Annotated in this window: 25 protein-coding genes, 2 tRNA genes and 1 pseudogene; 16 read left to right on the top strand and 12 right to left on the bottom strand. The window is 62.8% G+C overall.

Annotated elements, in window-relative coordinates; genetic code table 11:
• The first annotated feature begins 255 nt into the window (after positions 1-255).
• The 4 genes from ribBA to OKW38_RS22980 all read left to right on the top strand — a co-directional run bounded on the left by ribBA (position 256) and on the right by OKW38_RS22980 (position 3,728).
• Positions 256-1,389, top strand: coding sequence for a bifunctional 3,4-dihydroxy-2-butanone-4-phosphate synthase/GTP cyclohydrolase II (gene ribBA, locus OKW38_RS22995; protein WP_429335179.1), 1,134 nt, complete (start codon positions 256-258; stop codon positions 1,387-1,389).
• Positions 1,390-1,437: 48 nt separating this feature from the next.
• Entirely contained in the window at positions 1,438-1,941 is a 504-nt protein-coding gene (gene ribH, locus OKW38_RS22990) for a 6,7-dimethyl-8-ribityllumazine synthase (protein WP_429363183.1), read from the top strand.
• Positions 1,938-2,372, top strand: a complete 435-nt coding sequence (gene nusB, locus OKW38_RS22985) for a transcription antitermination factor NusB (RefSeq protein WP_090801489.1) — start codon at positions 1,938-1,940, stop codon at positions 2,370-2,372. Before ribH ends, nusB begins: the two co-directional genes overlap by 4 nt.
• A 159-nt stretch (positions 2,373-2,531) precedes the next feature.
• A complete protein-coding gene (locus OKW38_RS22980; RefSeq protein WP_429363181.1) occupies positions 2,532-3,728 on the top strand; it encodes a pyridoxal phosphate-dependent aminotransferase in 1,197 nt (398 codons plus the stop codon).
• Positions 3,729-3,823: 95 nt separating this feature from the next.
• Here the strand turns inward: OKW38_RS22980 and OKW38_RS22975 are convergent, their stop codons facing one another.
• The gene (locus tag OKW38_RS22975; RefSeq protein ID WP_187614107.1) at positions 3,824-5,038 is read right to left on the bottom strand and encodes a transglycosylase SLT domain-containing protein; all 1,215 of its coding nucleotides are present in this window, start codon (positions 5,036-5,038) and stop codon (positions 3,824-3,826) included.
• Between the two features lie 615 nt (positions 5,039-5,653).
• Here OKW38_RS22975 and OKW38_RS22970 point away from each other — a divergent pair.
• Together OKW38_RS22970 and OKW38_RS22965 are read left to right on the top strand one after the other, a co-directional pair.
• The gene (locus OKW38_RS22970) at positions 5,654-7,228 is read left to right on the top strand and encodes a UbiD family decarboxylase (protein WP_429363179.1); all 1,575 of its coding nucleotides are present in this window, start codon (positions 5,654-5,656) and stop codon (positions 7,226-7,228) included.
• Positions 7,229-7,274: 46 nt separating this feature from the next.
• The gene (locus OKW38_RS22965; protein ID WP_090801495.1) at positions 7,275-7,955 is read left to right on the top strand and encodes a LysE family translocator; all 681 of its coding nucleotides are present in this window, start codon (positions 7,275-7,277) and stop codon (positions 7,953-7,955) included.
• Positions 7,956-8,025: 70 nt separating this feature from the next.
• Here the strand turns inward: OKW38_RS22965 and OKW38_RS22960 are convergent, their stop codons facing one another.
• From OKW38_RS22960 to OKW38_RS22950, 3 genes are all read right to left on the bottom strand, one after another.
• Positions 8,026-8,991, bottom strand: coding sequence for a threo-3-hydroxy-L-aspartate ammonia-lyase (locus OKW38_RS22960; protein ID WP_429363177.1), 966 nt, complete (start codon positions 8,989-8,991; stop codon positions 8,026-8,028).
• Between the two features lie 206 nt (positions 8,992-9,197).
• The gene (locus tag OKW38_RS22955) at positions 9,198-9,500 is read right to left on the bottom strand and encodes a hypothetical protein (protein ID WP_090801498.1); all 303 of its coding nucleotides are present in this window, start codon (positions 9,498-9,500) and stop codon (positions 9,198-9,200) included.
• Positions 9,501-9,887: 387 nt separating this feature from the next.
• Positions 9,888-10,049 (bottom strand): hypothetical protein, encoded by a 162-nt coding sequence (locus OKW38_RS22950; protein WP_167368604.1) that lies wholly within the window; start codon positions 10,047-10,049, stop codon positions 9,888-9,890.
• Between the two features lie 273 nt (positions 10,050-10,322).
• Here OKW38_RS22950 and OKW38_RS22945 point away from each other — a divergent pair, with 273 nt between their 5' ends.
• From OKW38_RS22945 to OKW38_RS22935, 3 genes are all read left to right on the top strand, one after another.
• Positions 10,323-11,258: a Rossmann-like and DUF2520 domain-containing protein gene (locus OKW38_RS22945; RefSeq protein WP_429363175.1), complete on the top strand. Its 936-nt coding sequence runs from the start codon at positions 10,323-10,325 to the stop codon at positions 11,256-11,258.
• Between the two features lie 85 nt (positions 11,259-11,343).
• Positions 11,344-11,664, top strand: a complete 321-nt coding sequence (locus OKW38_RS22940) for an EthD family reductase (RefSeq protein WP_429363173.1) — start codon at positions 11,344-11,346, stop codon at positions 11,662-11,664.
• Positions 11,665-11,821: 157 nt separating this feature from the next.
• Positions 11,822-12,385 (top strand): YggT family protein, encoded by a 564-nt coding sequence (locus tag OKW38_RS22935; RefSeq protein ID WP_429363171.1) that lies wholly within the window; start codon positions 11,822-11,824, stop codon positions 12,383-12,385.
• Between the two features lie 58 nt (positions 12,386-12,443).
• Here the strand turns inward: OKW38_RS22935 and OKW38_RS22930 are convergent, their stop codons facing one another.
• Positions 12,444-14,027 (bottom strand): methyl-accepting chemotaxis protein, encoded by a 1,584-nt coding sequence (locus tag OKW38_RS22930; protein ID WP_429363169.1) that lies wholly within the window; start codon positions 14,025-14,027, stop codon positions 12,444-12,446.
• Positions 14,028-14,251: 224 nt separating this feature from the next.
• Between OKW38_RS22930 and OKW38_RS22925 the strand changes: the two genes are divergently transcribed.
• Positions 14,252-14,325 (top strand) — tRNA-Gly (locus OKW38_RS22925).
• Positions 14,326-14,451: 126 nt separating this feature from the next.
• Entirely contained in the window at positions 14,452-15,258 is an 807-nt protein-coding gene (gene trmB / locus OKW38_RS22920) for a tRNA (guanosine(46)-N7)-methyltransferase TrmB (protein ID WP_429335188.1), read from the top strand.
• Positions 15,259-15,329: 71 nt separating this feature from the next.
• Here the strand turns inward: trmB and OKW38_RS22915 are convergent, their stop codons facing one another.
• From OKW38_RS22915 to OKW38_RS22905, 3 genes are all read right to left on the bottom strand, one after another.
• A complete protein-coding gene (locus tag OKW38_RS22915; protein WP_090801505.1) occupies positions 15,330-16,166 on the bottom strand; it encodes an undecaprenyl-diphosphate phosphatase in 837 nt (278 codons plus the stop codon).
• A gap of 90 nt (positions 16,167-16,256) precedes the next feature.
• Complete coding sequence (locus OKW38_RS22910) at positions 16,257-16,850, bottom strand: DUF1439 domain-containing protein (RefSeq protein ID WP_429363167.1); 594 nt, start codon at positions 16,848-16,850, stop codon at positions 16,257-16,259.
• An 84-nt stretch (positions 16,851-16,934) separates the two neighbouring features.
• Positions 16,935-17,237: a YkgJ family cysteine cluster protein gene (locus tag OKW38_RS22905; RefSeq protein ID WP_429356019.1), complete on the bottom strand. Its 303-nt coding sequence runs from the start codon at positions 17,235-17,237 to the stop codon at positions 16,935-16,937.
• Positions 17,238-17,415: 178 nt separating this feature from the next.
• Here OKW38_RS22905 and hemN point away from each other — a divergent pair, with 178 nt between their 5' ends.
• The 3 genes and pseudogenes from hemN to OKW38_RS22890 all read left to right on the top strand — a co-directional run.
• A complete protein-coding gene (hemN, locus tag OKW38_RS22900) occupies positions 17,416-18,801 on the top strand; it encodes an oxygen-independent coproporphyrinogen III oxidase (RefSeq protein WP_429363165.1) in 1,386 nt (461 codons plus the stop codon).
• Between the two features lie 124 nt (positions 18,802-18,925).
• A tRNA-Leu gene (locus OKW38_RS22895) sits at positions 18,926-19,010 on the top strand.
• Between the two features lie 200 nt (positions 19,011-19,210).
• A pseudogene (locus OKW38_RS22890) lies at positions 19,211-19,544 on the top strand (Arm DNA-binding domain-containing protein); the annotation flags it as partial.
• A 278-nt stretch (positions 19,545-19,822) separates the two neighbouring features.
• On the opposite strand, the gene OKW38_RS22885 reads toward OKW38_RS22890, so the two are convergent.
• A complete protein-coding gene (locus OKW38_RS22885) occupies positions 19,823-20,242 on the bottom strand; it encodes a DUF4279 domain-containing protein (RefSeq protein WP_429335191.1) in 420 nt (139 codons plus the stop codon).
• A 9-nt stretch (positions 20,243-20,251) separates the two neighbouring features.
• Complete coding sequence (locus tag OKW38_RS22880; RefSeq protein WP_429363164.1) at positions 20,252-21,028, bottom strand: hypothetical protein; 777 nt, start codon at positions 21,026-21,028, stop codon at positions 20,252-20,254.
• A gap of 631 nt (positions 21,029-21,659) precedes the next feature.
• On the opposite strand from OKW38_RS22880, the gene OKW38_RS22875 reads away from it, so the two are divergent.
• Positions 21,660-22,514 carry a PA4780 family RIO1-like protein kinase gene (locus tag OKW38_RS22875; protein ID WP_429363801.1) on the top strand — a complete coding sequence of 285 codons (855 nt, stop codon included), beginning with the start codon at positions 21,660-21,662 and terminating at the stop codon, positions 22,512-22,514.
• Positions 22,515-22,721: 207 nt separating this feature from the next.
• Positions 22,722-23,453 (top strand): sensor histidine kinase, encoded by a 732-nt coding sequence (locus OKW38_RS22870; protein WP_429363162.1) that lies wholly within the window; start codon positions 22,722-22,724, stop codon positions 23,451-23,453.
• On the opposite strand, the gene OKW38_RS22865 is transcribed toward OKW38_RS22870, so the two are convergent.
• A complete protein-coding gene (locus tag OKW38_RS22865) occupies positions 23,412-24,413 on the bottom strand; it encodes a hypothetical protein (RefSeq protein WP_429363161.1) in 1,002 nt (333 codons plus the stop codon). The genes OKW38_RS22870 and OKW38_RS22865 overlap by 42 nt on opposite strands.
• Before the next feature lie 251 nt (positions 24,414-24,664).
• On the bottom strand, positions 24,665-26,428 hold the full coding sequence (locus tag OKW38_RS22860; RefSeq protein WP_429363160.1) for a serine hydrolase: 1,764 nt from the start codon (positions 26,426-26,428) through the stop codon (positions 24,665-24,667).
• Positions 26,429-26,617: the final 189 nt, after the last annotated feature.

The following is a 26,617-nucleotide window of genomic DNA, read 5'->3' as shown; positions in this document are numbered from 1 at the left end:
CCGGGTGGTAGTGAGACGAAGCTGCCTGCTGCGCCGCAAGTACCGTTCCGCACTATTGCAATCCGTAAAACGGGCCGCGCCGGAGCACACTTCGCGTTGCCGCCAACGCCACTCGCGCGCGCGCCCACCGTTTCGACGAGCATGGCAACCCCGCCCGGCTCGTCACAGTCGGCCAAACGGCCTATGTCGTCTGGCGGAGGCGACTTGGGCTCGCGCGTGGCGTAAAATACGCGCTTTCCCGAAAAACTCGCCAACATGACGCTCGCCTCCACCCAAGAGATCATTGCCGAACTGAAAGCCGGCCGGATGGTGATCCTCGTCGACGAAGAAGACCGCGAGAACGAGGGCGACCTCGTGATCGCCGCCGAGTTTGTCACTCCGGAAGCGATCAATTTCATGGCTCGCTACGGCCGCGGCCTGATCTGCCTGACGCTGACCCAGGATCGCTGCCAGCAGTTGAACCTGCCGCTGATGACCTACCGCAACGGCACGCAGTACGGCACCGCGTTCACGGTCAGCATCGAAGCGGCCGAAGGGGTGACGACCGGCATCTCGGCGGCCGACCGGGCCCGCACGATCGCGGCCGCGGTCGCGCCGGACGCGAAAGCCGAGCACATCGTGCAGCCGGGCCATATCTTCCCGATCATGGCGCAGCCGGGCGGCGTGCTGGTGCGTGCCGGCCATACCGAGGCCGGCTGCGACTTCACGAGGCTCGCGGGCCTCACGCCTGCCGCGGTGATCTGCGAAGTGATCAAGGACGACGGTACGATGGCGCGTCTGCCGGACCTGCTCGAGTTCGGCAAGGAGCACGGCCTGAAGACCGGCACGATCGCCGATCTGATTCACTATCGCAGCCGCACCGAGTCGATCGTCGAGCGTGTCTGCGAACGTACGATGCAAACCGCGCACGGCGCGTTCCGCGCGGTCATGTATCTCGATCAGCCGAGCGGCCAGCCGCACATCGCGCTGGTGCGCGGCACGCCGATGCCCGATCGCGACACGCCGGTGCGCGTGCACGAGCCGCTGTCGGTGCTGGATCTGCTCGAAGTCGGCGAATCCACCCATTCGTGGACGCTGGACGCGGCCATCCAGGAAATCGCAGAACGCGATCTCGGCGTGGTCGTACTGCTGAACTGCGGCGACTCGAAAGACCATCTGATCGACGTCTTCAAGGCGTTCGACTCGAAGGAAAAAGCGGACGCGCTGAAGCGCCGGCCGGTCGACTTCAAGACCTACGGCATCGGCGCGCAGATTCTGCGCGATCTCGGCGTCGGCAAGATGCAGGTGCTGTCGAACCCACGCAAGCTCGGCAGCATGTCGGGTTATGGTCTCGAAGTCACGGGCTTCATTCCGATGCCCGGCAGCAAAACGCAAGCCCCGCAACTCTGATCCGGCCACTCACGCGCCTCGCGCCCACTCAAACACTACGGAATTCATATGGAAATCGGACAATACCAACCGAATCTCGACGGCGACGGACTGCGCATCGGCATCGTCCAGGCGCGCTTTAACGAACCCGTCTGCAACGGCCTCGCCGACTCCTGCATCGAAGAACTCGAACGCCTCGGCGTGACCGGCGAAGACGTGCTGCTCGTCACGGTGCCGGGCGCGCTGGAAATCCCGCTCGCGCTGCAAAAGCTCGCGGAAAGCGCGCAATTCGACGCGCTGATCGCGCTCGGCGCGGTGATCCGCGGCGAGACCTATCACTTCGAGCTGGTTTCGAACGAAAGCGGCGCGGGCATCACGCGCATCGGCCTCGACTTCGGCATTCCGGTCGCGAACGCGGTGCTGACCACCGAGAACGACGAGCAAGCCGTCGCGCGCATGACCGAGAAGGGTCGCGACGCCGCGCGCGTGGCTGTCGAAATGGCGAACCTCGCGGTCGCGCTCGAGCAACTCGGCGGCGATGACGAAGATGAAGACGACGAGGAAGAGGCATGAAGAGCGCACGCCGACGCTCCCGCGAACTGGCCACGCAGGGGCTTTACCAGTGGCTGCTGTCGGGCTCGCCCGGCGGTGAGATCGACGCGCAACTACGCGGCGCGCAAGGTTACGACAAGGCCGATCACGAGCACCTGGACGCGATCCTGCATGGCGTGATGCGCGATTCCGAAGCACTTTCCGCCGCGATCGCGCCGTGCCTCGACCGTCCGATCGATCAACTGTCGCCGGTCGAACGCGCGGTGCTGCTGGTCGCCGCGTTCGAACTGAAGAATCACGTCGACATTCCGTATCGCGTGGTCATCAACGAAGCGGTCGAGCTGACCAAGACGTTCGGCGGCTCGGACGGCTACAAGTACGTGAACGGCGTGCTCGACAAGCTCTCGGCGCAACTGCGCGCCACCGAGACGCAGGCGGCTCGCAAGAGCTGAGCGCGGCGCCGGTGGGGCCATGCCGCGCATCGGCTCCCTGCCACGTCGCACTGCACAGGGCGAAGCACCTCGATCGCCCGCAAGGACGGCGCTGCGCGCATCGATGAACGCATCATTTGATGGGTAGGCGCCGTCCTGCTTCTGAACTGGACTGACCGTATGAACTCCGTGACCGAACCTCTCGTGCGGCTTGCCGCGCGCGTCGATGCCATCCAGCCTTTCTACGTGATGGAACTGGCCAAGGAGGCCGTGCTGCTCGAACGCGCGGGGCGCGACATCATTCACATGGGCATCGGCGAGCCGGATTTCACGGCGCCCGAGCCGGTCATCGAGGCGGCCGCGAGCGCGCTGCGCCGCGGCGTCACGCAGTACACCAGCGCGCTCGGCGTGCACGCGCTGCGCGATGCGATTTCCGCGCATTACGCCGAGTTCTACGGCATCGACGTCGATCCGGCGCGGATCGTGGTGACCGCGGGCGCGTCGGCCGCGCTCTTGCTGGCGTGCGCGGCGCTCGTCGATCGCGACGACGAAGTATTGATGCCCGACCCGTGCTATCCGTGCAACCGCCATTTCGTAATCGCCGCCGAAGGCAAGCCGGTGATGGTGCCGAGCGGGCCGGCCGAGCGCTTCCAGCTGACCGCCGCCGACGTCGAACGCCGGTGGGGCGAGCGCACCCGCGGCGTGCTGCTCGCGTCGCCGTCGAATCCGACCGGCACGTCGATCGAGCCGGCCGAACTCGAGCGCATCGTCAAGGCCGTGCGCGCGCGCGGCGGCTTCTCGATCGTCGACGAGATCTACCAGGGCCTCAGCTACGACGCCAAGCCGGTGTCGGCGCTGTCGTTCGGCGACGACGTGGTCACCGTCAACAGCTTCTCGAAGTACTTCAACATGACCGGCTGGCGGCTCGGCTGGCTCGTCGTGCCGCCCGCGATGGTCAGCGCGTTCGAAAAGCTCGCGCAGAACCTGTTCATCTGCGCGTCGGCGCTCGCGCAGCACGCGGCGCTCGCCTGTTTCGAGCCGGAGACGATCGCGATCTACGAAGCGCGGCGCCTCGAATTCAAGCGACGCCGCGACTTCATCGCGCCGGCGCTCGAATCGCTCGGCTTCTCCGTGCCGGTGATGCCGGACGGCGCGTTCTACGTGTACGCGGACTGCCGAGGCGTCGCGCATCCGGCGGCCGGCGACAGCGCGGCGCTCACGAAGGCGATGCTGCACGATGCCGGGGTCGTACTGGTGCCGGGCATGGACTTCGGCACGCACGCGCCGAAGGACTACATCCGGCTGTCGTATGCGACCGCCTATCCAAAGCTCGAAGAGGCGGTCGAGCGGCTGGCAAAGCTGTTCGGGCGGCATTGACGCATCGGGATTGATTCGGCAGCAACCGTGCCAGACGCAAAAAAGGACACCCGAGGGTGTCCTTGTTGTTTTCATGCGGCACGGCAACGTCTAACTCAAGCCCCCAGCTCCGACGCCGACGCCACGTGGCGCGTCGTCGAATTGGCGCTCGCGTCGTCCTGATCGGCCGGCTGCGTGTGCACCGCCGACGTCGCCTGGCTCAGCGCGTGACCGCCTTGCAGCGTCACCTGAACGCGCTTGCCGTTGCCACCACTCGTCGCCGCGGCTGGCGCCGGCGTGGCCGACGCGGTCAGCACCGGAGCTTGCGGCGCATTGATCGGCACCTTACGGCCGCGCGCGACGTCGCGCAGACGACCGCGCTCGGCCATCACCTTCGCGCCGTACCCGCCGTCATCCGGCGTGGTGGAGCCGACGTACAGACGCAGGCCGCCCGGCAGCGAGCCGCCACGCGCGATGCAATCCTTCAGCACGAGCGCGCCGACCTTGATGTTCGCGAGCGGTTGGAGCGCCGCGCTTTGGCCGCCGAAATACTGGAATTTGTCCGAATGCACCTTCGACATCACCTGCATCAGGCCCTGCGCGCCGACGCCGCTCTCGGCGTACGGATTGAAGCCCGATTCGATCGCCATCACTGACAGCAGCAGCAGCGGATCGAGGCCGACTTCGCGGCCGGTGTCGAACGCGGCTTTTACGAGCTCGCCGACGGGCTCCTGAGCGACGCGATAACGCCGCGCGAGGTACGACGCGACCAGGTCCTGCTCGTGGCTCGACACGAGCACGCGGTCATCGCGTGCATCGGCGGACACGCGCTGCTGCGGAATCAGACGTGCGAGCGCGCTGACGCCCTGCATCGTGCGCGGATCGAGGCCGTTGAGCGCGGCGGCGCTCGTGCCCGACGTGCCGGCGCCGTCGAACGCGCCGTCGAAGCCGGTGGTGGCCGCGGTGAGGGTCATGCTGCCGTCGTTCGAGCCATCGGTGGGACTCGGCGTGGTCAGCATGTTCGGCGAATTGGCCGACAGCGATTCGTCGGAGGATGCGTCGGCGTTTCTGGTCGGTCCGATGGCGGGCAGCGGATTGCCTTGCAGCAGGCGGGCGGGGCCCGCTTGCACGGCGGCGGAAATGACCGGCATCAGACGCGCGGCGAGCGCGCCGCGCCAGGTCGGCATCAGCCACAGTGCGAGAGCCAGCACCACGGCGATCCCGCCGACAATGCTGAATAGGTGATGACTCAGTCGCGTCCCGCTGCGCAGCGCACCGCGCACAATCTGCGCAATACGCTCATCGGGACGCCACGATAACCAGGCGTTCATTCAGATCTCCCATCTTGCATGATCCGCGAACTCCGCCGGGACAAATCAGGCGGTACGGCGCGCTCGCAGAGTCAAGACATCGCGTGCTCTCTGGTTGGGCAGCAGCGACGTCGGGAAAACGGCAACATATACCGTTTTGGGAGCCATCTCAAAAACAGCCCACACATACTCGATGTGTATCGGGCTTGGCTCCCACGCGAAAAACCAGCGTTGGTGGACGCTGGTGAGGGACTTCAATAATGCCGTTCTACCCTGCAGGGAAGCAAAACGGTGACGCGTTGCGTCTGAGGACCGGGGGCGACGGTAAAAAGGTTAACGCCCTGCAACCAATGTGGACGGATTCTATGCACGGTTTTATAGATCGTCAACACTATAGAATTCAATAATGATAACTTTTCGTAATTATGAACGGTGTTCAGTCACCCGAGAACCGCGCTCAATGCGCGTTTCGGGCGATCCGACCCTGGCTGTTTGGACTAGACCATTTGGTCGATCTACGTGCGGCGGCTAACGCAGGTAAAATCGACAATCGTTTTTTGCGTCAGATAGGTACCAACGCCGTTCCTCCTGCCTCCCCGTCCTATGCGCCGTGCATGCGGCCCTGAACCGTCACAGATGAAATACAAAGACTTACGCGATTTCATCGGCCGCCTCGAGGCGATCGGTGAATTGCGCCGAATTTCGCAAAAAGTGTCGCCGAATCTCGAAATGACCGAACTTTGCGACCGTGTGCTCCACGCGGGCGGCCCGGCTCTGTTGTTCGAGAACACCGAGCGGCACGCGTTCCCGGTGCTCGGCAATCTGTTCGGCACGCCGCGCCGCGTCGCGCTTGGCATGGGCATCGATGCCGAAGCAGGCGCGGGCGACCAGGCGGCGCTCGAATCGCTGCGCGATGTCGGTCGGCTACTCTCCGCGTTGAAGGAACCCGAGCCGCCGAAAGGGCTCAAGGACGCCGGCAAGCTGCTGTCGCTAGCGAAGGCCGTGTGGGACATGGCGCCGAAGACGGTCAACGCACCGCCCTGCCAGGAAATCGTCTGGGAAGGCAATGACGTCGACCTTGCCAAATTGCCCATTCAGACCTGCTGGCCCGGCGATGCCGGGCCGTTGATCACCTGGGGTCTGACCGTCACGAAAGGGCCGAACAAGAGTCGACAAAACCTGGGTATCTATCGCCAGCAACTGATCGGGCGTAACAAGCTGATCATGCGCTGGCTGGCGCATCGCGGCGGCGCGCTCGATTTTCGTGAGTTCGCGCTGAAAAATCCCGGCAAGCCGTATCCGGTGGCCGTCGTGCTCGGTGCGGACCCGGCGACGATTCTCGGCGCGGTCACGCCGGTACCCGACACGCTGTCCGAATACCAGTTCGCCGGCCTGCTGCGCGGCGGGCGCACCGAGCTCGCGAAATGCGTCACACCGGGCGTCGACGGTCTGCAGGTCCCCGCGCGCGCCGAGATCGTGCTCGAGGGCTTCATCTATCCGCAGGAAGGCGCACCCTCGCCCGCCCCGGCCGGCGCACCGCCGCGTCCGTCGAAGGGTGCGTCGGCCACGTACGAACACGCGCTCGAAGGCCCGTATGGCGATCACACCGGCTACTACAACGAACAGGAGTGGTTCCCGGTCTTCACGGTCGAGCGCATCACGATGCGCCGCGACGCGATCTATCACTCCACCTACACCGGCAGACCGCCCGACGAGCCGGCGGTGCTCGGCGTCGCGCTGAACGAAGTGTTCGTACCGCTGCTGCAGAAGCAGTTCATCGAGATCACGGACTTCTATCTGCCGCCCGAAGGCTGCAGTTACCGCATGGCGATCGTGCAAATGAAGAAGAGCTACCCCGGCCACGCGAAACGCGTGATGTTCGGCGTGTGGAGCTTCCTGCGGCAGTTCATGTATACGAAGTTCATCGTCGTCGTCGATGAGGACGTCAATATCCGGGACTGGAAGGAAGTGATCTGGGCGATCACCACGCGAGTGGACCCGACGCGCGACACGGTGCTCGTCGACCGCACGCCGATCGACTATCTCGATTTCGCGTCGCCGGTAGCCGGCCTCGGCTCGAAGATGGGGCTCGACGCAACCAACAAGTGGCCGGGCGAAACCGACCGTGAATGGGGCCGCCCGATCGTGATGGACGACGCGGTCAAACAGCGCATCGATAGCTTGTGGAACGAGTTGGGCCTCGGCCTGTAACGCGCGCGGGACAACACAATCAATAACGGATGGAGCGCTCGCGCGGATGCACGCTTTTTCAATGATGTCGGACGGCTTTTTTCTGTCCTTGTCGCTGTGCCTCGATATCGGTCTCGTCAACGTCGCGATCATTTCGCTGACGCTGTCGCACGGCTTTCGGCCGGGCTTCTGGCTCGGCCTCGGCTCGTGCGTCGGCGATCTCATTTACGCGACGCTCGCGCTCGCGGGCATGGCCGCGCTGCTGCAGTTCGAATCGGTGCGCTGGGTCGTATGGATCGGCGGCGCGGCGATCCTCCTGTTTCTCACTTGGAAGATGGCGCGTGAAGCGATGTTCCCGGCCGCGGCGCAAGCTGTTGCCGGCGAAGGCGACGCGGCTGCGCCGCATCAGTCGGCATGGCGCGGGTTTCTGCGCGGCGTGCTGCTCGCGGTGTCGTCGCCGTCGGCGATCCTGTGGTTCGCAGCGGTCGGCGGCGCGCTGATCGCGAAGGCCGGCGCAACGAGCCCGACAACCGCGCTGATCTTCCTCGGCGGATTCTTTCTGGGCGGCCTGTGCTGGACGCTTTTCATCTGCGGGCTCGGCAGCCACGGACGCAAGCGCGCGGGCGCCGGTCTGCTGCGCGCGTGTCACGTTCTGTCGGCGCTGCTGTTCGCCTATTTCTCGTACAGCGTGATCGTCAACGGGTATCGCGATCTGATCGTGCAGAGCACCGCGCAAGTGGCAAGCTGAAGCGGCTCGCGAACAAAAAAAGGCTCGCATCGGCGAGCCGTTTTTCTTCATGCGACTCGACGTGAGCCGCTCATGCGAGGTACTGCGCGAGCTTCGGCAGATCGACATTGCCACCGCTCACCACCACGCCGACGCGCTTGCCCTTCACCGGCACGACGCCGTTCAGCACCGCCGCCGCCGCGAGACAACCAGTCGGTTCGACGACGATCTTCATGCGCTGCGCGAAAAAGCGCATCGTCTCGATCAGTTGCGCATCGCTGACCGTTTCGATTCGCGCGACCAACTGGCGGATGACCGCGAACGTATAGTGGCCCAGATGCGTCGAGGCGGCGCCATCGGCAATCGTGCGCGGCGCGTCGATATGAACGATCTCGCCGCGTGCGAGCGACTGCTGGCCGTCGTTGCCCGCCTCGGGCTCGATGCCGATCACCGTGCAGGCCGGGCTCAGCGCGGCCGCCGACAATGCGCTGCCGCTGATCAACCCGCCACCGCCGAGGCACACGAACAACATGTCGAGCGGGCCGGTTTCGTCGATCAGTTCTTTGACCGCGGTGCCCTGGCCGGCGATCACGTGCGGATGATCGTACGGCGGGATCAGCGTCATGCCGCGCTCTTCGGCGAGCCGGCGGCCGATTTCCTCGCGATTTTCCTTGTAGCGGTCGTAGCTGATCACTTCGCCGCCGTAGCCTTTGGTCGCGGCGACCTTGGCCTCGGGTGCGTCGTGCGGCATTACGATCGTCGCGTGAATGCCGGCGAGGCGCGCCGACAGCGCGATCGCCTGCGCGTGATTGCCCGACGAATAGGTCAGCACGCCCGCCTTGCGCTGCTCCGCGTCGAAATGCGAAATCGCGTTGTACGCGCCGCGGAACTTGAACGCGCCCATGCGCTGGAAGTTTTCGCACTTGAAGAACACCGACGCGCCAGTGCGCTCGTCGAACGTGCTCGATGTCAGAACGGGGGTGCGGTGCGCGACGCCTTCGAGACGCGCGGCGGCGTCGAGGACGTCATCGAAGGTGGGAGCGGGAAGCACTTGCATCGGCGAAACTCTCCTGGGGCGGTGGCGAAGCAGCCATTCTCCCAGCTTCCTCGATGCTTTGGAACGGCGCTCGCGCGAGCGCGCGACATCAGCTAGGAACGCTGCGGAAAGCAAAAAACAGCGACACAAAAAGAAACGACGTAACCCGGCACAAGCCGGCGTTACGCCGTCGACGTTCCCACGCGCGTCAGGCGCGCCCGCCCTTCTTAATGACGATAGTACGAGTGCCCGTAGCCGCGATAGTAGCCGTGGTAGTAGCCACGATAGTAAGGGCGGCCATAGCCGTAATAGCCTCCGACCACCACCGGAGCCGGTGCGAACACAACCGGCGGCGCGTACACCGGCGCAGGCGGCGGGGCGTAATAGACAGGCGGCGGCGCCGCATAGACCGGATAGGCCGGCGCGATCGGCACCCCAAGGCCGATACCGACGGAAACACCTGCCTCAGCGGTCCCGGCAAGTCCCAAGCCGAGTGCGGCTGCAACGACAAACGGAACGATCTTTTTCACTTCTATTCTCCTAGCGCGGCCTGCCAAGGTCGCCGACTGCGCATGCCTCGCATGCTGCGAAATCAATGTATCTAAAAAGCCCCGGCCGAAATGTTCGCATTTGTTGCAAATTGCAAGGGCGAGCCGAAGCGTTTTGCCGAGCGCGGCGCGAGCGCGCCTACGCGCCGCCGCGACCTGAGCGAAATCAGCCGGGAATCAAGGGGTTGCACGCGGGCGACGGGCCGCGCGTCACAGGTCTGATCGAGCGCGGGGGTTTGAGTTCGCGCATCGGTAATCTTTAATTACAAATTCGCTTCAATCCTGACAGCCGGAAGAAAATTCCCAACAAAAAATGCCCGGCTCAATTGCTCGAGGCCGGGCATTTTGTCACCTGCGAAGACCGCGCGACTAGCCGACCTTCACGTACACGAATTCGCGGGACACGTTGGGCGGCACGTATGCGCCGCTGATCCGCACGCGCGGCGTAAGGCGTTTTTTCTGATCCCACCAGCGACGGCGCTGGGCGCGCGTCAGGAACCGCAAGTGCTTTCGGTAAGAAAAAATACTCATCTCGACCCTCCCGAATTTCTGACTGCGAACGAAGTACGGAAAATACGACCGCCAAAACCGGCTCGTCGACCACTGTTCCTGTCACGATTGTGAACAGTTTTCACAACCGTGGGCGTCACGCCACCCGATGACCGAACGTTGGCGCCATATCGCCCGCAAACTTATCCGACGACCGCTGTCGAACCGTGCAAGGGGCCGGATCGCGGCCGCGCTTCGCCGGATGCGAGATACTGCTGCTTTCCCGTTCACACGATCCGTCTGGAGCAGGTGACCATGTCCCAGTCTTCCTTGCCGCGCGTCGGCTTCATCGGCGCGGGGCGGCTCGCGCGTTGTCTCGCGCTCGCGTTTGCGCGCGCCGGCTATCCGGTCACCGCGGTGGCGAGCCGCTCGGCCGATTCCGCGCGCCGGCTCGCCGCCCAGATCGCACACTGCGCGGCCACTGACGACCCGCAACAGGCCGTCGACGCCGCCGATATCGTTTTTTTAGCCGTTCCTGACGACAGCATCGGTACGACAGCGCACACACTCCGCTTTGGAGGCAATGCGGCCAGCCGCCCCGGCAAAGCGCTCGTGCACTGCAGCGGCGCCTCGCCGGTCGAACTGCTCGCGCCAGCGCGCGATCAGGGCGCGGCGATCGGCGGCTTTCATCCGTTGTATCTATTTAGCGGCGAGCTCGCCGATCTCGAGCGTATCGTCGGCTGCTCGGTGACGATCGAAGCCGACGGCGAACTGAAGGGGACGCTGACCGCGCTCGCGCTCGCGCTGCGCTGCCATCCGCTGTCGATTCCGCCGGGCGCCCGCATGCTGTATCACGCTGCCGCGCACTACGCGGCGAGCTTCGCGCTCTGCAGCCTCGCCGAATGCGTGGCGTTGTGGCGCACGCTCGGCTTCGCCGAAGACGACGCGCTGCGCGCGCTGCTGCCGATGCTCGCCGGCACGATCGAAACCGCGCGCGACAAAGGCCTGCCGAACTCGCTCGCGGGGCCGGTATCGCGCGGCGACACGGGTGTCGTCGAGAAGCAGCTCGCGCTGCTCGAAGGCTTCGGCGGCGACCATGCCGCGCTGTACGGTCTGCTGACGCGCCGCGCGGTCAACCTCGCCCGACGTCGCGCAACGCCGGCCGCGACGATTGAAGCGATCTCCGAAGCTGTGGAAGAATCGCTGGGCCGCTCGCTGAATCAGGCCGCGGCAGGTGCAAGCGTCAAGTAAGCCGTGATAATGTGACGTCCGGCACGCCGGGCGAACCACGCGACGACCCGCGCCGCGCTTCGGGACCAACAGACGAGAACGCACAATGATCAAGGTCAGCATCCTCTACCCGTACCGGGAAAACGGCCGCTTCGACATGGACTACTACTGCGCGACCCATATGCCGCTCGCGGCGAAGCTGTTCGGGCCGGCGCTGAAAGGCTGGTCGGTCGACGCGGGCCTGAACGCCGGGCCGCCCGGCACGCCACCGCCTTACGTGGCCGCGGGACACTTCCTGTTCGATAGCGCGGACGACTTCTATAAAGTGTTCAAGCCCGCGTCCGAGCAACTATTAGCGGATATCCCGAACTACACCGACGGCGGCAACGGCACAATGCTGATCAGCGAGGTCCGGATTTCCGTGTGATGCCGGACAGACAGCCATCGGGAGGCGGCGCGCAATGACGTCGAACCTCCGGTTGGCTAACCGGGTAAATCCAGAAAACCGCCGGCACGCACCGATCGGGCGACGCCGGCAGCCCGCGGCCGGTCGGCGGCCGTCATCAGAAGCATAAGGACACGAGATGTTTGGCGATATCGCCCGTTTTCTGCTCAATACCGTTTTCACGCTGTTTGGCGCCGCGCTGCTGTTGCGCGCGTGGCTGCAGGTTGTGCGCCTGCCGCCGTACAACCCGGTCTCGAACGCCGTGCTGCAGGCGACCAACTGGATCGTGCTGCCGCTGCGGCGCATCCTGCCGAGCACGCGCAACATCGACTGGGCGAGCGTGGTCGCAACGCTGATCGCCGCGATCATCTACGTCGTCCTGATGATCGTGCTGACGGGCGCGGATCCGCTGACGCTCGTGCCGACGATGCTGATCGTCGCGGTGCTCACCGCGATCAAGTGGGCGCTCAATCTGATCATCTGGATGACGATCCTGATGGCGCTGCTGTCGTGGCTCAATCCGCGTTCGCCCGCGATGCCGATTCTGTATCAGTTGACCGCGCCGTTTCTGAATCCGTTGCGTCGCGTGCTGCCGAAATTCGGCGGTATCGATCTGTCGCCGATCCTGCTGTTCGTGATCGTGCAGGTGCTGCAGATGGTCGTCACGCGCGCGGCGGTTCAGCTGACTTATATTGTGATCTGAGCTGATTGCGCGGGAAAGTTGGGCTGACGCGCGGCGGCCGCTTGAGTCGGCGCGGCTTCTACACGGCTGCCGCGAAATCGCGGCTCTCCCCCGTCCGGAACACCGACACCGTCTTCTTCATCCTGCGCGCCTGCGTCTCGAGCGATTGCGCGGCCGCCGCGGCCTGTTCGACGAGCGCCGCGTTCCGCTGCGTGGTCTCATCCATCTGCGTGACGGCCTGGCCGACCTGGTGAATGCTGCGGTTCTGCTCTTCGGAGGCCGTTGCGATCTCGCTGACGATATCCGACACGCGATGAATCGCGGCCTTGATATCCGCCATCGTCGTGCTGACTTCGGCTGCCTGCTGCGTGCCGCCTTCGATGATCGCGACCGACGTCGTGATCATCTCCTTGATCTCCTTGGCCGCGCTCGCCGAGCGCTGCGCGAGGTTGCGCACCTCGCTCGCGACCACCGCGAAACCGCGCCCCTGCTCGCCCGCGCGCGCGGCCTCGACCGCCGCGTTCAACGCGAGAATATTGGTTTGGAACGCAATGCCCTCGATCACGCCGGTGATCTCCGAGATTTTCGTCGAACTGCCGCTGATATCACCGATGGTGCGCACCATGCCCTCGACAGCAGTGTTGCCGGTGTTCGCGACCTGTGCCGCCTCAGTCGCGAGCGCGCTCGCGTTGCGCGCGCTGTCGCTGTTGCGGGTGACGGTCTGCGTCAATTCCGACATGCTCGCCGCGGTCTGTTCGAGCGAAGCGGCCTGCTCTTCGGTGCGAGCGGACAGATCGATGTTGCCGCTCGCGATCTGCTGCGAAGCGATGCTGACCGACTCGGCGCTTTCGCGAATCGAACCGATCGTCGCCGCGAGACGCTCCTGCATGTGCGCGACCGCGCGCAAGATGCTGCCGTCGTCGGCGGCGCCGGCGTGCAGTCGCTGGCTCAAGTCGCCGCCCGCGATCTGCTCGACGACCTTCGCGACTTCGGCCGGTTCGCCGCCGATCTGCCGCACGACCGCGCGCGTCACCAGCAGCCCCAGGCCGATCGCAACCGCGACGCCGACGACCGCGCAGCTCGCGATCCACCACGTCACCGAGCGAACCATCTCGACGCCGTTCGCGACACGCTGCCTGGCCAACTCGTCCCGCACGTCGGACAGCTTGATCATCAGCGTGCGCAGCTTGACGTGCAGCGGGTCGGTGGTCGATTTGAGCTCGGCGAGCGCGCCGCTCTGATCGCCCTGATCGGCCAGCGCCATCACCTTCGCGACCGAACTCATATAGGCCGGATAGGCGGCGTCGAAGTCGCTCAGCAATTGCTTCTGCGCGTCGGTGGTCGCATGCTTGCGCTCGTAGTCGAATGCCGACAGCATCGCCGCTTCACCGCCGTGATTCAGGCGCACCGTATCGGCGCGGCCGGCCGGCTCCGGATTCAGGATGTACGAATAGAGGCGCCGGAAGTGCGAAGCCGCCTGCCACGCGGCGGTGCCGTCGTCGCGCACAGGCACGAATTCGCGGTCGTACATTTCGGTTTGCATCGTCGCGACTTCGCGCACCTTCAGCACACCGACCGTGCCGACGATGGCCGTTACGAACGCGCACAGCATCAAGGAGCCGACAAGCTTCTGGCTCAGTTTCAGATTGGAAAGCCACTGCATCTTGGGAAGATCTCTTGATCGGGATGGGAAGCGCCGGGTTTGTGCCGGCTTGCGGGAGCGCAAGCGCACGGTGTTGGGCAGTATTCGGATTAACGGCAGGCGCAGACAAAGTCTGAAGGCTCGCGCCGTTCGAACCGCAGAAGCGAAAAGACGGGTCGGCTGCTCGTGCGCGCGAGCCATACCCCTGCCCAAACGGCCCAAAAGCCTGTAAAATCGCGAGTTCTGCGGGCGTCGTATAATGGTAATACCCTAGCTTCCCAAGCTAGAGCCGTGGGTTCGATTCCCATCGCCCGCTCCACTTTCCCGCTGAGTGTTCAGCGGAATCCAGCAAGAGCCGCCTCCCTGAAGGCGGCTTTTTTGTAGTGGCAACGGCCCGGCACAGCGCGCAAGCCGCGCAGCCCTCACCCTTGCAGCAGCATCGACGATGATCCACGATCCAAACGACTCCGGTCTCCCGGACGACGCCCCGACCCCCACGAGCGCAGCCGACCAGCCCGCCGGCAACGAGACGAACGACGTCGACGGCACGCCGGGTGCAACGCCGGCAGACACGCTTCATCACCGCCGCATCCGCAGCTTCGTCACGCGCGCGGGTCGCGTGTCGACCGGCCAGCGCCGCGCGCTCGATGAGTTCGGCCCGCGCTTCGTCGTGCCCTATGCACCACAACAACCCGACTGGACCGGCGTGTTCGGCCGCGAAGCGCCGCGCGTGCTGGAGATCGGCTTCGGCATGGGCGCCACCACCGCGGAGATCGCCGCGCACCGTCCCTCCGACGACTTCCTGGGCGTCGAAGTCCACGAGCCCGGCGTCGGCGCGTTGCTGAAGCTGATCGGCGAGCAGTCGCTGACGAACATCCGCATCATCCAGCACGACGCGGTCGAAGTGCTCGAGCACATGATCGCGCCCGACAGCCTCGACGGCGTGCACATCTTTTTCCCCGACCCGTGGCACAAGGCGCGCCATCACAAGCGCCGGCTGATCCAGCCGAAGTTCGTCGCACTGCTCGTGTCGCGTCTGAAGCCGGATGCGTATCTGCATTGCGCGACCGACTGGCAGAACTACGCCGAACAGATGCTCGAAGTGCTCGGCGCCGATCCGCGGCTCGAAAACACCGCCGACACCTACGCGCCGCGGCCCGACTATCGTCCGGTGACGAAGTTCGAACGGCGCGGCCTGCGGCTCGGCCACGGCGTGTGGGACCTCGTGTTCCGCAAGCGCGGCGCCGCGTAACGCGACGAGACGGCAAGCCAACGAAAAAAGGTCCGCACATACGCGGACCTTTTTTCATCGCACGGCAAATCTCAATCGGCCCAGCTCAACCCGCCGCTATAACCGATCAGCAGGATCAGCAGGCCAAAGCCGATCCGATACCACGCGAACACCGTGAAGTCGTGCGACGCGACATAGCGCAGCAGCCAGCGGATGCAGACGAACGCACTGACGAACGCGGCCGCGAAGCCGAGCGCGAAGCTGCCGAGCGCATCGGTGGTGAGCAGGTGCCAGTCCTTGTACAGCTCGTAGGCCGTCGCGCCGAAGATGATCGGAATCGCGAGAAAGAATGAAAACTCGGTCGCGGCGCGGCGCTCGATGCCGAACAGCATGCCGCCGATGATCGTCGAGCCCGAGCGCGAGGTCCCCGGAATCAGCGCGAAGCACTGTGCGAGGCCGACTCTCAACGCATCGAGCGGGCTCAGATCGTCGATGCTGCGCACCCGCACCGCCGCGTCGCCGCGCGCGCGCTGGCGCGCCTCCGCCCACAGGATCACGACGCCACCCGCGACCAGCGCAAACGCGACCGGCACCGGTGAAAACAGCGCCTCCTTGATCGACTTCTCGAACAGCAGGCCGAGCACGACTGCCGGAATCGTCGCAATGATCACGTTCAGCGCGAAGCGGCGCGCCTCGGGCCGGCTCGGCAGCCCCACGATCACGTTGCCGATGCGGCGGCGAAACTCCCAGCACACGGCGAGAATCGCGCCGAGCTGGATCACGACATCGAAGGTCTTCGCGTGCTCGTCGGAGAAATCCAGCAGACTGCCGACGACAATCAAATGCCCGGTGCTCGACACCGGCAAGAACTCCGTCAAACCCTCGACCACGCCGAGAATCAGCGCCTTGCAAGCCAGTAACCAATCCATCCGTGCCCCTTATCGCGGTAGGTTGTCACAACGAAATGGGCCCGCACGGTCATGACTGGCATGCGCGGCCCACGTGGCCGCGCGTGCCAGTCATCTTTCGACGATCTGCACGCGTATGCCGTTTGTAAGGATCGTGATTGTACCGGGTTCGTAGTTGACGCCGGCAAATTGCAGTTGCTCGGGCTTGAACGTGTAGATCGGATAGTTGGTCAGCAATTGGGTCGCGAGCAGCGCCGCGGCCGCGTTGATCTGCTGCGTGTACATCTGCGCCTCGCCGCTCACTCTGACGTTGTCGACACTCGGCGACTTGAGGATCACCGAACGGCTCGCCGCGTCGTATGCAAGTTCACTCGACAGCGTGAACACGCCATCGACCGGCTGCTGCAGGAACGGACTCGCGAAACGCGCGTCGAGCTTCACCTGCACGCGGTTCGCATCGGGCAGCATGCCCACCACCGGATTGCTCAGCGCGACATCGAACACCTGCGACACCGTGCGCTGATACGGGAACTTGCGCTGCACGGCCTCCTGCACCTGCTTCTGCGAGAACGTGTAGTGCGACGGCATGAACGGAAACGTCGGGCTCGCGCAAGCCGCGAGCGACACAGTGATGCCAAGCGCGCTGCAGCCGGTCAGCGCAGCGCGCAGAAAGCGGCGCCGGGCCGGCGCTGCGGGTCGAGTCATGCGAAATCTCCTGTGGAAGCCCTTGCGGACATCGGCTTGCGTTGACGGGTGTGGTCAGCGACGGCGTTTACCGCATGCCGCGCGTCATGGATGGGATGCCGGTTGTGTTTGCGCCTCGAGTAGCGTGAGCCACGCGAGCGCTTCGCCGCGATTCGCGCCGCACATCTCGAGTTGCGGCTGCAGACCCGAGCAGCATGCGGGCCGCTCCGGCCGGCCGAAGATCGCGCAGCGCAGATCGTCGCCGAGTTGCACGCAGCGCACGCCCGCCGGCTTGCCGTTCGGCATGCCTGGAATCGGGCTCGAAATCGACGGCGCGATACAGCACGCGCCGCAATCGGGACGGCACGCGTGAGCGTCCACCCGTGCACTGTTCAACCTTTGATCCACGTCATCTTTCCTGAACTCAAACCTTGGCAACGTGTTGCCAGACCCGCATTGTGCCACTGCCTGTCTGTGCGACCTCTTTACACAATCGGGTCCCATGGGCACGCACGTAAACTCGAAGCTGCTGACTGACCATGACACGCGGCACGCGGCGAGAGCCGCCCACCGTCCGACACCGCTCATGTCCCAAACCGACACCCTGTTCCGCCCCGACCTGCTCGCGCGCTACAGCGCGAACGGTCCCCGGTATACGTCCTATCCGACCGCGCCGCAGTTCCGCGAATCGTTCGACACCGCCGACTATCACCGCGCCGCCGCCGACCCGGGTGCCGCGTCGACCGATCTGTCTCTGTACTTCCACATTCCGTTTTGCGACACCGTGTGCTTCTACTGCGGCTGCAACAAGGTCGTGACCAGAAATCGCGCGCATGCGCGCCCGTACCTTGAGCGGCTCAAACGCGAAATCGGTTTGCAGGCCGCGTGTTTCGATACGCAGCGGCCCGTCTCGCAATTGCATTGGGGCGGCGGCACGCCGACGTTTTTGTCGCATGACGAGATGGCCGAGCTGATGGCCGCGACGCGCGAGCACTTCAAACTTCTGTCCGACGATCGAGCCGAATATTCGATCGAGGTCGATCCGCGCGAGGCGTCGCCCGACACGGTCGCGCTTCTGCGCCGCCTCGGCTTCAACCGGCTGAGCCTGGGCGTGCAGGACTTCGATCCGCGCGTGCAGCAGGCGATCAATCGCATCCAGCCGTTCGAGATGACCGCATCGGTGATGCAGGCGGCGCGCACGTACGGTTTTCATTCGATCGGCGTCGATCTGATTTTCGGGCTGCCGCATCAAACCGTCGCGAGCTTCAGCCGCACGCTCGACACGATGCTCGAACTGGCGCCGGACCGGCTGTCGGTGTTCGCGTATGCGCACATGCCGCGGCTCTTCAAGATGCAGCGCCAGATGGATCCAGCGACTCTGCCGTCGAGCGAGGAGCGGCTGGCTCTGCTGCAACGGGTCGTCGAACGGCTGACTGAAGCGGGCTATGTGTACATCGGCATGGATCACTTCGCGCTGCCCACCGACGAGCTCGCTCGCGCGCAGGCGCAGCGCACGCTGCATCGCAATTTCCAGGGCTATAGCACGCGGGCCGAGTGCGATCTGATCGGTTTTGGCGCCTCGTCGATCGGCAAGGTCGGCGACGTGTACGCGCAGAACGCGCGAGAGCTGCCCGCTTACACCGACTCGATCGATGCGGGCCGGCTCGCGATCGCGCGCGGCATCCGCCTGTCCGCCGACGACCGTCTGCGGCGCGACGTGATCACGCAGCTGATGTGCAACCTCGAACTGCGCTTCGACGAATTCGAAGCGGCGTACGGCATCCACTTCGCCGACACGTTCGCGCCGGAACTCGCGCGTCTGCGTTCATTCGAGGACGACGGGCTGATCTCGCTCGGCACACGCAAGCTCGAAGTGCGAATGGCCGGCCGCATGCTCGTGCGCAATCTCGCGATGGTATTTGACCGCTATCTGGGCGAGCAGACGCTCACACGATTCTCGCGCACGGTCTGAGCACCGCTCGCCGCGAACGCGCTGTGGCGGGTGAAGGCAATCGACTTGCCCGTCTACCGATTTTCGGCCATAATCTGCGTCTTCCTCGCGCGCTGAACTCCCGATGCAGCGCGCTGCAGTATCTGCCCAGGTGGTGAAATTGGTAGACGCAGGGGACTCAAAATCCCCCGCCGCAAGGCGTGCCGGTTCGATTCCGGCCCTGGGCACCAAACACTCTTCAACCGGTTTCAACGGTTCATCACGAAGCCCCGACAGCTATCGCTGAGCGGGGCTTTTGTTTGCTGTAGTCTCCAAGGGTTCACCAGCGATTACAACCCCCACAGGGGGGTCATTTCGGGGTTGCCACGATTCAAGCGCCCGTCGGATGGAAAACGCCCCCAGCAGCGGCGCGACAACCGGAGACGCAAACATGGCGCTGACCGATGTCACGATCCGTAACACGAAGCCGGGTGAAAAACAGCAGAAGCTGTACGACGGTGGCGGCCTGCTGCTTGTCACGCCAACGGGCAGCAAGCAATGGATTTTCAAGTACCGTTTTGCCGGAAAGGAAAAGAGCCTCGCACTTGGCGTCTATCCAGACGTGCCGCTTGCCGATGCCCGCAAGCGTCGGGACGACGCCCGCGAAAAACTGGCAGCAAAACATTGATCCGGGGGAAGCCAAAAAGGCCGGGAAACGCGCCGCCCGCCTTGCTGCTGCCAATTCATTCGAAGCCGTTGCGCTCGCCTGGATGGAAGAGCGCGGTCAGTCCGTTGAAAGCGAGTCGATATCGCTGGGCCGATTACCTTGACCGGATCAAGGCCGGCGCCGAAGTCATTCCGATCAAAGGCGGGACGGTCGCCTGACTACCTCAGCGTGACAACCATTTGGAACAGCGCCGCCCGATGATGGAAGCGTGGGCCGTGCATGTTTGCGCATAGAGGATTAATTCAGAAGTGCGGCCCATAACACTCGCGCTGTGCCTTACAAGCTCGCACAAAAAAGCCGACTCGCGAGGATCGGCTTGTGCATTCGAGCGAGGCTCTATCGATATTCATCAATCTCAACCGTGCCGCCCATGGCTTCCATCATGGTGCGAATATCGTCGGGCACATCAGGCACGCGGTCGCCGCTCTCGTTGTCCCAATAGCAGAAGAAGCGCATCTGTGCGCCAGTGCGCTTGAGCAATTCGGGCAGGTCTGATCGGGGCAATGCCAAGCGTTCGACAAGATAGCGAAGGTGAGGCGCAAGAATATTACTCTGAACATGCCCCTTGCTATCCACACTCCATACACCAATTCGAGCGGGGTACTTGCTAGTGCGCCCAGATGGTGTAGTGCGGAATTGCCCCCGAACACTCTGCATGTCCGGTTCAACGCCAAAATAGTTTGTCCAGAATTCGGGCCGCTCCACGTCCTGGTAGATATTAAAAGAAGCATGTGCAAGTTGATGGGTCGTTACCATAACATTCCTTTAGGGTGCCCAACTGTGCATGTTGTCGATAATCAAGCCGTGAAATTCCACGTCTCCATCGTCATGCCAGATTACGTTGTTGTCGCCGCGCAATTTGTTGTACTGCTTCATAGCGTGAAGCATGTCGCTGAACGTGTTTTGATCGTATCCAAGCATCTTGGCGGCATAGCGTGGGTTATTGGTGCTCGCGGCGAGTTCAACGACATCGCCGCTCAACGCATCAGGCACATACTCAAACGGCTGCGCGTCGCCGAGCAGCGTTGATGCGCCTCTATCGCCAGCCCTGGCTGCGCGCGCGGCGTTCAGCCGGGTTTGCCAGGTGGCCGGATCATACTGGACAGACAGCACAGGTTCGCCGTTCGGGTGACTGCCGGTCCTCGCTACGGGATTCCTTAACGGCGTGCTGCTGTAGGGTGACGAAAACAGGCCATTACGCGGACCTTTAATGGCAAGCAGGTTACCCAGGCGAACCTCTTCGAGAAGAGCAAGGATGACCCACCAGCCATCGGTGTCAGGGTTGCGGTCCCGTACGCTATGAAAAAACAGCCAGTTGCGGCCAATGAGATTCCTGACCAGCTTCCGGTCCTCCTCCCACTTCCTGTGATTCAGTTCGGCAATGTCAAGAAATTCCCGGGTCTCCGCCCTGGCCTTCTGAAGGTCTGCGGCCTTGCCGAAACACGCTTTATAGTGCCATTCGTCGCAGATGACATAACAGGCACCCGGTGGCCGCTGGCAGAACAGCTCCACGGAGTGCATTTCAAATACGGACAGGGACATAGGCGTGTCGATGGTCTATCTGAAGTCGCTGCCGGGGTTGACAGCAGTCAGATAATTACCGTGCGACAGGCAGTCCGTACATGGGCGACAGCCCAAAGTCTCCACGGCTCTCGATGAAACGGAAAAAAGCGCCCGCAGGAACATTGCGGTTTTTCGCGCCCGTAGCGCGGATGCTCGCGGGCAGCGACCGTACCGCTGGTCTATGACCTTTCCAGCCGCTGGCGGCACTCGCGCAGCAGATCGTTCGCCCGAAGCCGCTGTTCGCGCCAATACGGCGCGTACGTCCGCGAGTGCATCCTCGAAGAGACCAAAAATCGACACCTGCGCAACCGTTGCCGCTTTGGAGAAAGTCGAATGCCCGTTGTGGGTCGGGCGCTGCCCGTCATGGCAAGTAGCCAGCGGCCAGGAGCGGCGACAATGCATCTGCGCAGTCGCCAGGAAATTTGATTTGAGTCGCCGCCCCCTCGCTCCCTTTATAATCCGGCATGACTCCCTCCACTCCCCACGCAGCAACCCGACGAGCGGAACCGCCCACGCGATTCATCGGTTCGCCGATTCCGCACACCTCGGCGACCCATTCGCCTTCCACGCATTTCGAACGCACGCGCCACGAGCCGCACTGGTCGGTCGTATGAAAATACCCAAACGGCTTGCACCGCTTCTTGACGAAGGACTCATCGACGAAGTGATCGGCCAGTTGATGAGCGGCAAGGAAGCAACCGTCTACGTCGTGCGCAGCGGCGACTCGATGCGGTGTGCAAAGGTCTACAAGGACGCGAAGCAGCGCAGTTTCCGGCAAGCCGCATCGTATCGGGACGGCCGCAAGGTCAAGAACAGCCGGCAGGCGCGTGCGATGGAAAAAGGTACTCGCTATGGGCGCCAGATGCAGGAGGAGTTGTGGCAAAACGCCGAAGTCGACGCACTGTTCCGACTTGCCGACGGGGGCGTGCGAGTGCCGCAACCCTATATCTGTACCGATGGGGTGTTACTGATGGAACTGGTGGTCGACGCAACGGGTGACGTCGCGCCACGCCTCAACGACGTCAATCTGACTGAAGCGCGCGCCCTTGAACTGCACGCCCTGCTGCTCAACCAGGTTGTCCGCATGCTCTGCGCGGGTGTGATTCACGGCGACCTGTCCGAATACAACATCCTGCTGGCGGCTGATGGACCGGTGATCATCGATCTGCCTCAGGCCATCGACGCCGCCGCCAACAACGAAGCCGCCTCGATGCTCAAGCGTGACGTCGACAACCTCGCTGCGTACTTCGGACGGTTTGCACCGCAAATTCTCGGCGCGGATTACGGAACGGAGATCTGGGCGCTGTTCGAAGCAGGCGAGCTGCATGTCGAGGTCAAACTGACCGGCCGCATCGAGCTCGACACGCGACCAGTCGACCTCGACAGCGTGCTGCAGGAACTCGAAGAGACACGTCTTGACGAAGACGCGCGAGTTCGGCGACAGCAGGAACTGAGCGCGAACTGATAACCCGTGCTCGATGTACCCCGAAAGGTGCCCCGAAACAAGGTCTTCGACGAATGTTGCACCGGGAACCGGTTGCGCACCGTCAGAATAGTCGAGTTCGGCCAGTTTCCGTCGCTGGACCGAGCGTCGCGTTCGGTTGCCGCGCCACCGCAAATCCGTCCACGTCAGTGGGGATCGCGCAACGCGGCGCCGTGCGCATGAAGGCGGATGATTGACGATCTTCTCGTCTTCACGCGTACCCGCCCGGGTGACGCGCTTCCAGTGGACTTCACGTCGCGGGACATCGGGCGTATCTGCAACGATGCGGCAGATGAGGTACGCGCTTCGTATCCGGATGCACGGATCGACGTGCGCGTGACGGGCGAGACTGCCGGCAAGTGGGACCGCGCCCGCATCGGCCAACTGCTGATTAACCTGCTTGTGAACGCAGTCCAGCACGGTGCAGGGAATATAAGCGTGGATGCTCTCGGTCATGGTGGGCAGTTGACTCTCGTCGTGTCGAACGAAGGCAACCCGATACCAGCGGCCGCCCTGCCGACGCTCTTTGATCCATTGACATGGGCCAGCCGCCCGCCGAGGCAAAGCGGACCCTCCTCGAGTATGGGCCTGGGCCTTTACATCAGCCGGTGCATCGCACATGCGCACAACGGCACCATACAGGCCGGGTCGAAAGACGGCAGGACGACCTTCACGGTCCAGATCCCCCGTTTTCCGTCGCACGTGCTCTGCCCGGAACGGCCTTGCGCCCCGGAGTTTCACGCCGGGAGCTTGTTGCGCTTCGTCATGCCATTCCAGATCGCTCGCCAAGCCGGTCCCGTGCGTCGAACGGCCGCTGTACTCAAAAAGCTGACTCAGGGCGTGATATGGATAGTGGGTCGGCTAACAGCCATCGGCCCGTTAGCGACCGTCACCGATGCGGGCCCATGCGAGCCTGTCTGACCGCATTTTGATGTATGCCGGATCAGAGGACAGCGCGGGAGAGAGTTCACTCCAGGTTAACTCGGAAGGCGGCCCAAGATAAAGGATGGCGTCGAACTGCTCCTGCATCACAGGAGAGCGGACAGGATCGACATATATCTCCACCATGACGTCGTCGTGCCTAGTGAACATGGCGTGCGGATAATACGATCGAAAGCTCGCCTCTCCGAGCGGAGTGCCGAAAATGAGCGCAAGACTTGGCGTCAGCCAGGAGCTGACGTCGGACTGTAAAGTCGCCGGATCACCAAACACCGGGGTCCAAACAGAATAGACTTTGACGCCTTGGCTTTCCAGCAACGAAACGATGGTATTCGGCAACGGATTGAATCGTTGCTCTGCCTTCTCTGGGAATTTCAATTGCCAGTACAGGTTCTTGCGCAAAAGGTGCATGCCGCCATAGACGACCAAAGCGCGGCGCTGCCTGGCCAGCACTTCACGTTGGATAATTTCAACCGCACAGGTGTTGCGGTCGCCCATGGCTTTCCAAGCCTTATCGAGATCGTCGGCGCTATTGATTTTCGACCAATCTATCGGCGGATCCCCTAACAAGATGCGAATCTGACGGTCTTTAGGGAGCGAGGCATTCACATCGCGGACTTCACGAAAAAGCCCTTCAAAGACAGGACGATCCCACACAGCGTGGGGCTGCGTGGTGTTTTGCCAAGCTTGGCGGAGTTGATTTTCGGGTACGTCATCCCCCGCAACGAACCGGTCCATCATCTCCTGATAAAGAGAATTGCCACTTTCAACTACGATGTCGTTCACGATGTACGCAAATCGCGGGTCCCGGATCAGCGAAACCCGAAAAGCATATGCTTGCTCACAGCCGTGGCCGCCGTCGCAAAGTGCGACGACATTGTGGGATTTGAAAGCGTCAAGAATGGCGGCGATCGGATCAATCGGACTTGCAGCTATTGTCATCGTGTGGGCTCCATCACTCTGGCGGCGAACGTTACGAATCGTTGACCAAGCATTTATGACGGTCGGACAGGCGGCAGGGTTCTGCGTGAGGCATTTGGTTGGGTGTCTGGGTCCAATCAACGCGACCTTCTTTTGTGGGTCGACATGAGCCGGATGCCTTAAGCGGAAGTCAGCTCGAACGCGCCCTCCCGATCTCACCCGCCAGTGCATTCCCCAATACAGCTCCTGTCGATGATGATGGGCCGCCCGGTTTAATCGGCGATCGGCTCTTCATGCTCCATCGTATCGGCGGAATCAGCATTCTCGACCCGAGTCAAAACGAACTCGGCGACCGAGTTCCAGTGCCTCAATGCGGCCACGCGCCCGTTTTCCATCACGAACTCGAATGTCCTTTGTGGCCATTTCGGGTTGCGAAACTGAAGACCCTTGAGCGGAGTTAAAACTTCCGCAGGAGCCTCTGGAAAGTGCAGCATGAGCTGGTTGTCGCGCCGCAGCTTGATCGCGCACCTGGCGCCGAAAGCACCCTGGTACGTGCCGGTAAGCTGCTTGAGCACACCTGGCGCAGGCGCGTCCGGAATCCGGACGAACACGGCATCCGTCGCGTCGAGCCACAAACTGACGCGGTCGATATCGCCGAGTGGACTGGTCAGAAACGACATGGACCACGCGCCTTCGGCCTCGTCATCGTCCGTATCGAACCGGTCGTAGTGGTAATGATGCAATGGCAGCTTCGTTTGACGGAAACGAAACTGAAGCTGGAAATCGTTGAGTGAGATATGTAGTTGCCCGTAGGCAGGATGCTCGTAGCGACCGACGTAGTCTGCGAGATCGTGTGAGGGCCGCGTGTCTGGAATTGCGCTTGGCCTTACCCGTTCGCGCGACTCGCGCATGTTCTGCTTTGCTTTCAAATGGAACTCGCGCAATGCGTCCATCGAACTCGACTCACCCAGTCCCAGCAGGCGGTCGTAGACGTTGTAGCCGACGGCATTTCGCAGCATCGAGCAGTGGTCCCCGATCACGAACACGACTACGCCCAATTTCTCGCGCGGTAAATACGAGACCTGCGAATGGAAGGCGCGGAGATCGCCGCCATGACTCGCAAGCAGATGTCCCCGATACGAAGAGGTTTGCCGGCCCATCCCATAGATTGAATTAATCTCCGGCTCAAAACCAGGGACGTCGCCCAGCGGGTCCGGAAATGCGAGCCCAGGCGCCAAAGTAGCCTGCAGTATCTGCTCCGGAATCACCTTCTTTCCAGCCATCACCCCGTTGTTCATCAACACGGCCAGCCAGCGACTCATATCATCGAGGCTAGAGACGATGCTCCCCGCTGGACTCGACCAGTTCAACTCCGGATACGGTGTCTGCCAGAGCGCCTCACTATCGCGCCTCTCCGTGAACGGTACCGCGTGATTCGGATGAGCCAGCATGTCGGCAATGGTGAAAGCAGTCTGGGGCATACCCACAGGACTCAGAACCTCGTCGCGGACGAATTGATCCCACGACTTGCCGCTTAGCAACTCGATGATGTGGCCCACAGCCTCGTACATCATATTGTTGTAGATAAGCTTCGATCGAAATGGAGCGATAGGCTTCATGAATCGGATCCGGTCGAATAGTTCCTTCTTTGAGAACTCGGCTCTATGCAGGATCATGTCGTACCGGGGCACGCCGGTACGATGACCGAGCATATCGCCTAGTGTCACCGCGGCATCGAGCGACTTGTCGTAAAAGCGCAAACTCGGGACAACATCGCGGATCGGCTGATCGAAGGTCAGCACGCCCTTTTCGACTAGAATTCCGGCGGCAATGGCCGTAAATAACTTGGTGTTCGATGCGATAGGAAACAAAGTTGACGATAAAAACGGCAGTCTGTTTGCATAGTCACGATAACCGTAGCCTCTCGTGAAGATGACTTTTTCGTCTTTCACAATACAGACGCCTATGCCGGGTGCATTCCATTCATGCACCTGTGCTTCTATGTAATCGTCGAAATCGCCCAGATCGCTTAGCATCTACCGTCCTTTGATTCGAAGGTCAGTGAAGACTGGAGCAAGTCAAAAACCGCAAGAAATTCTACAGGGAACAATAAAAAAGCATTCGATTAGTGAACGCTAATGCCACGACTGCGTTCCTGAACGAACGGCCGTTATGGAGAAAATTGAACGACCCTTGCGGGTCGGGTATCGCCCATCGAGGTTGGC

Origin of the sequence: Paraburkholderia sp. MM5496-R1 (genome assembly GCF_050436205.1) — a bacterium.
In the GTDB taxonomy this organism is placed as follows: domain Bacteria; phylum Pseudomonadota; class Gammaproteobacteria; order Burkholderiales; family Burkholderiaceae; genus Paraburkholderia; species Paraburkholderia tuberum.
The sequence above is the reverse complement of the archived record's forward strand: the minus strand, read 5'-3'. Positions and strand labels throughout refer to the sequence as shown.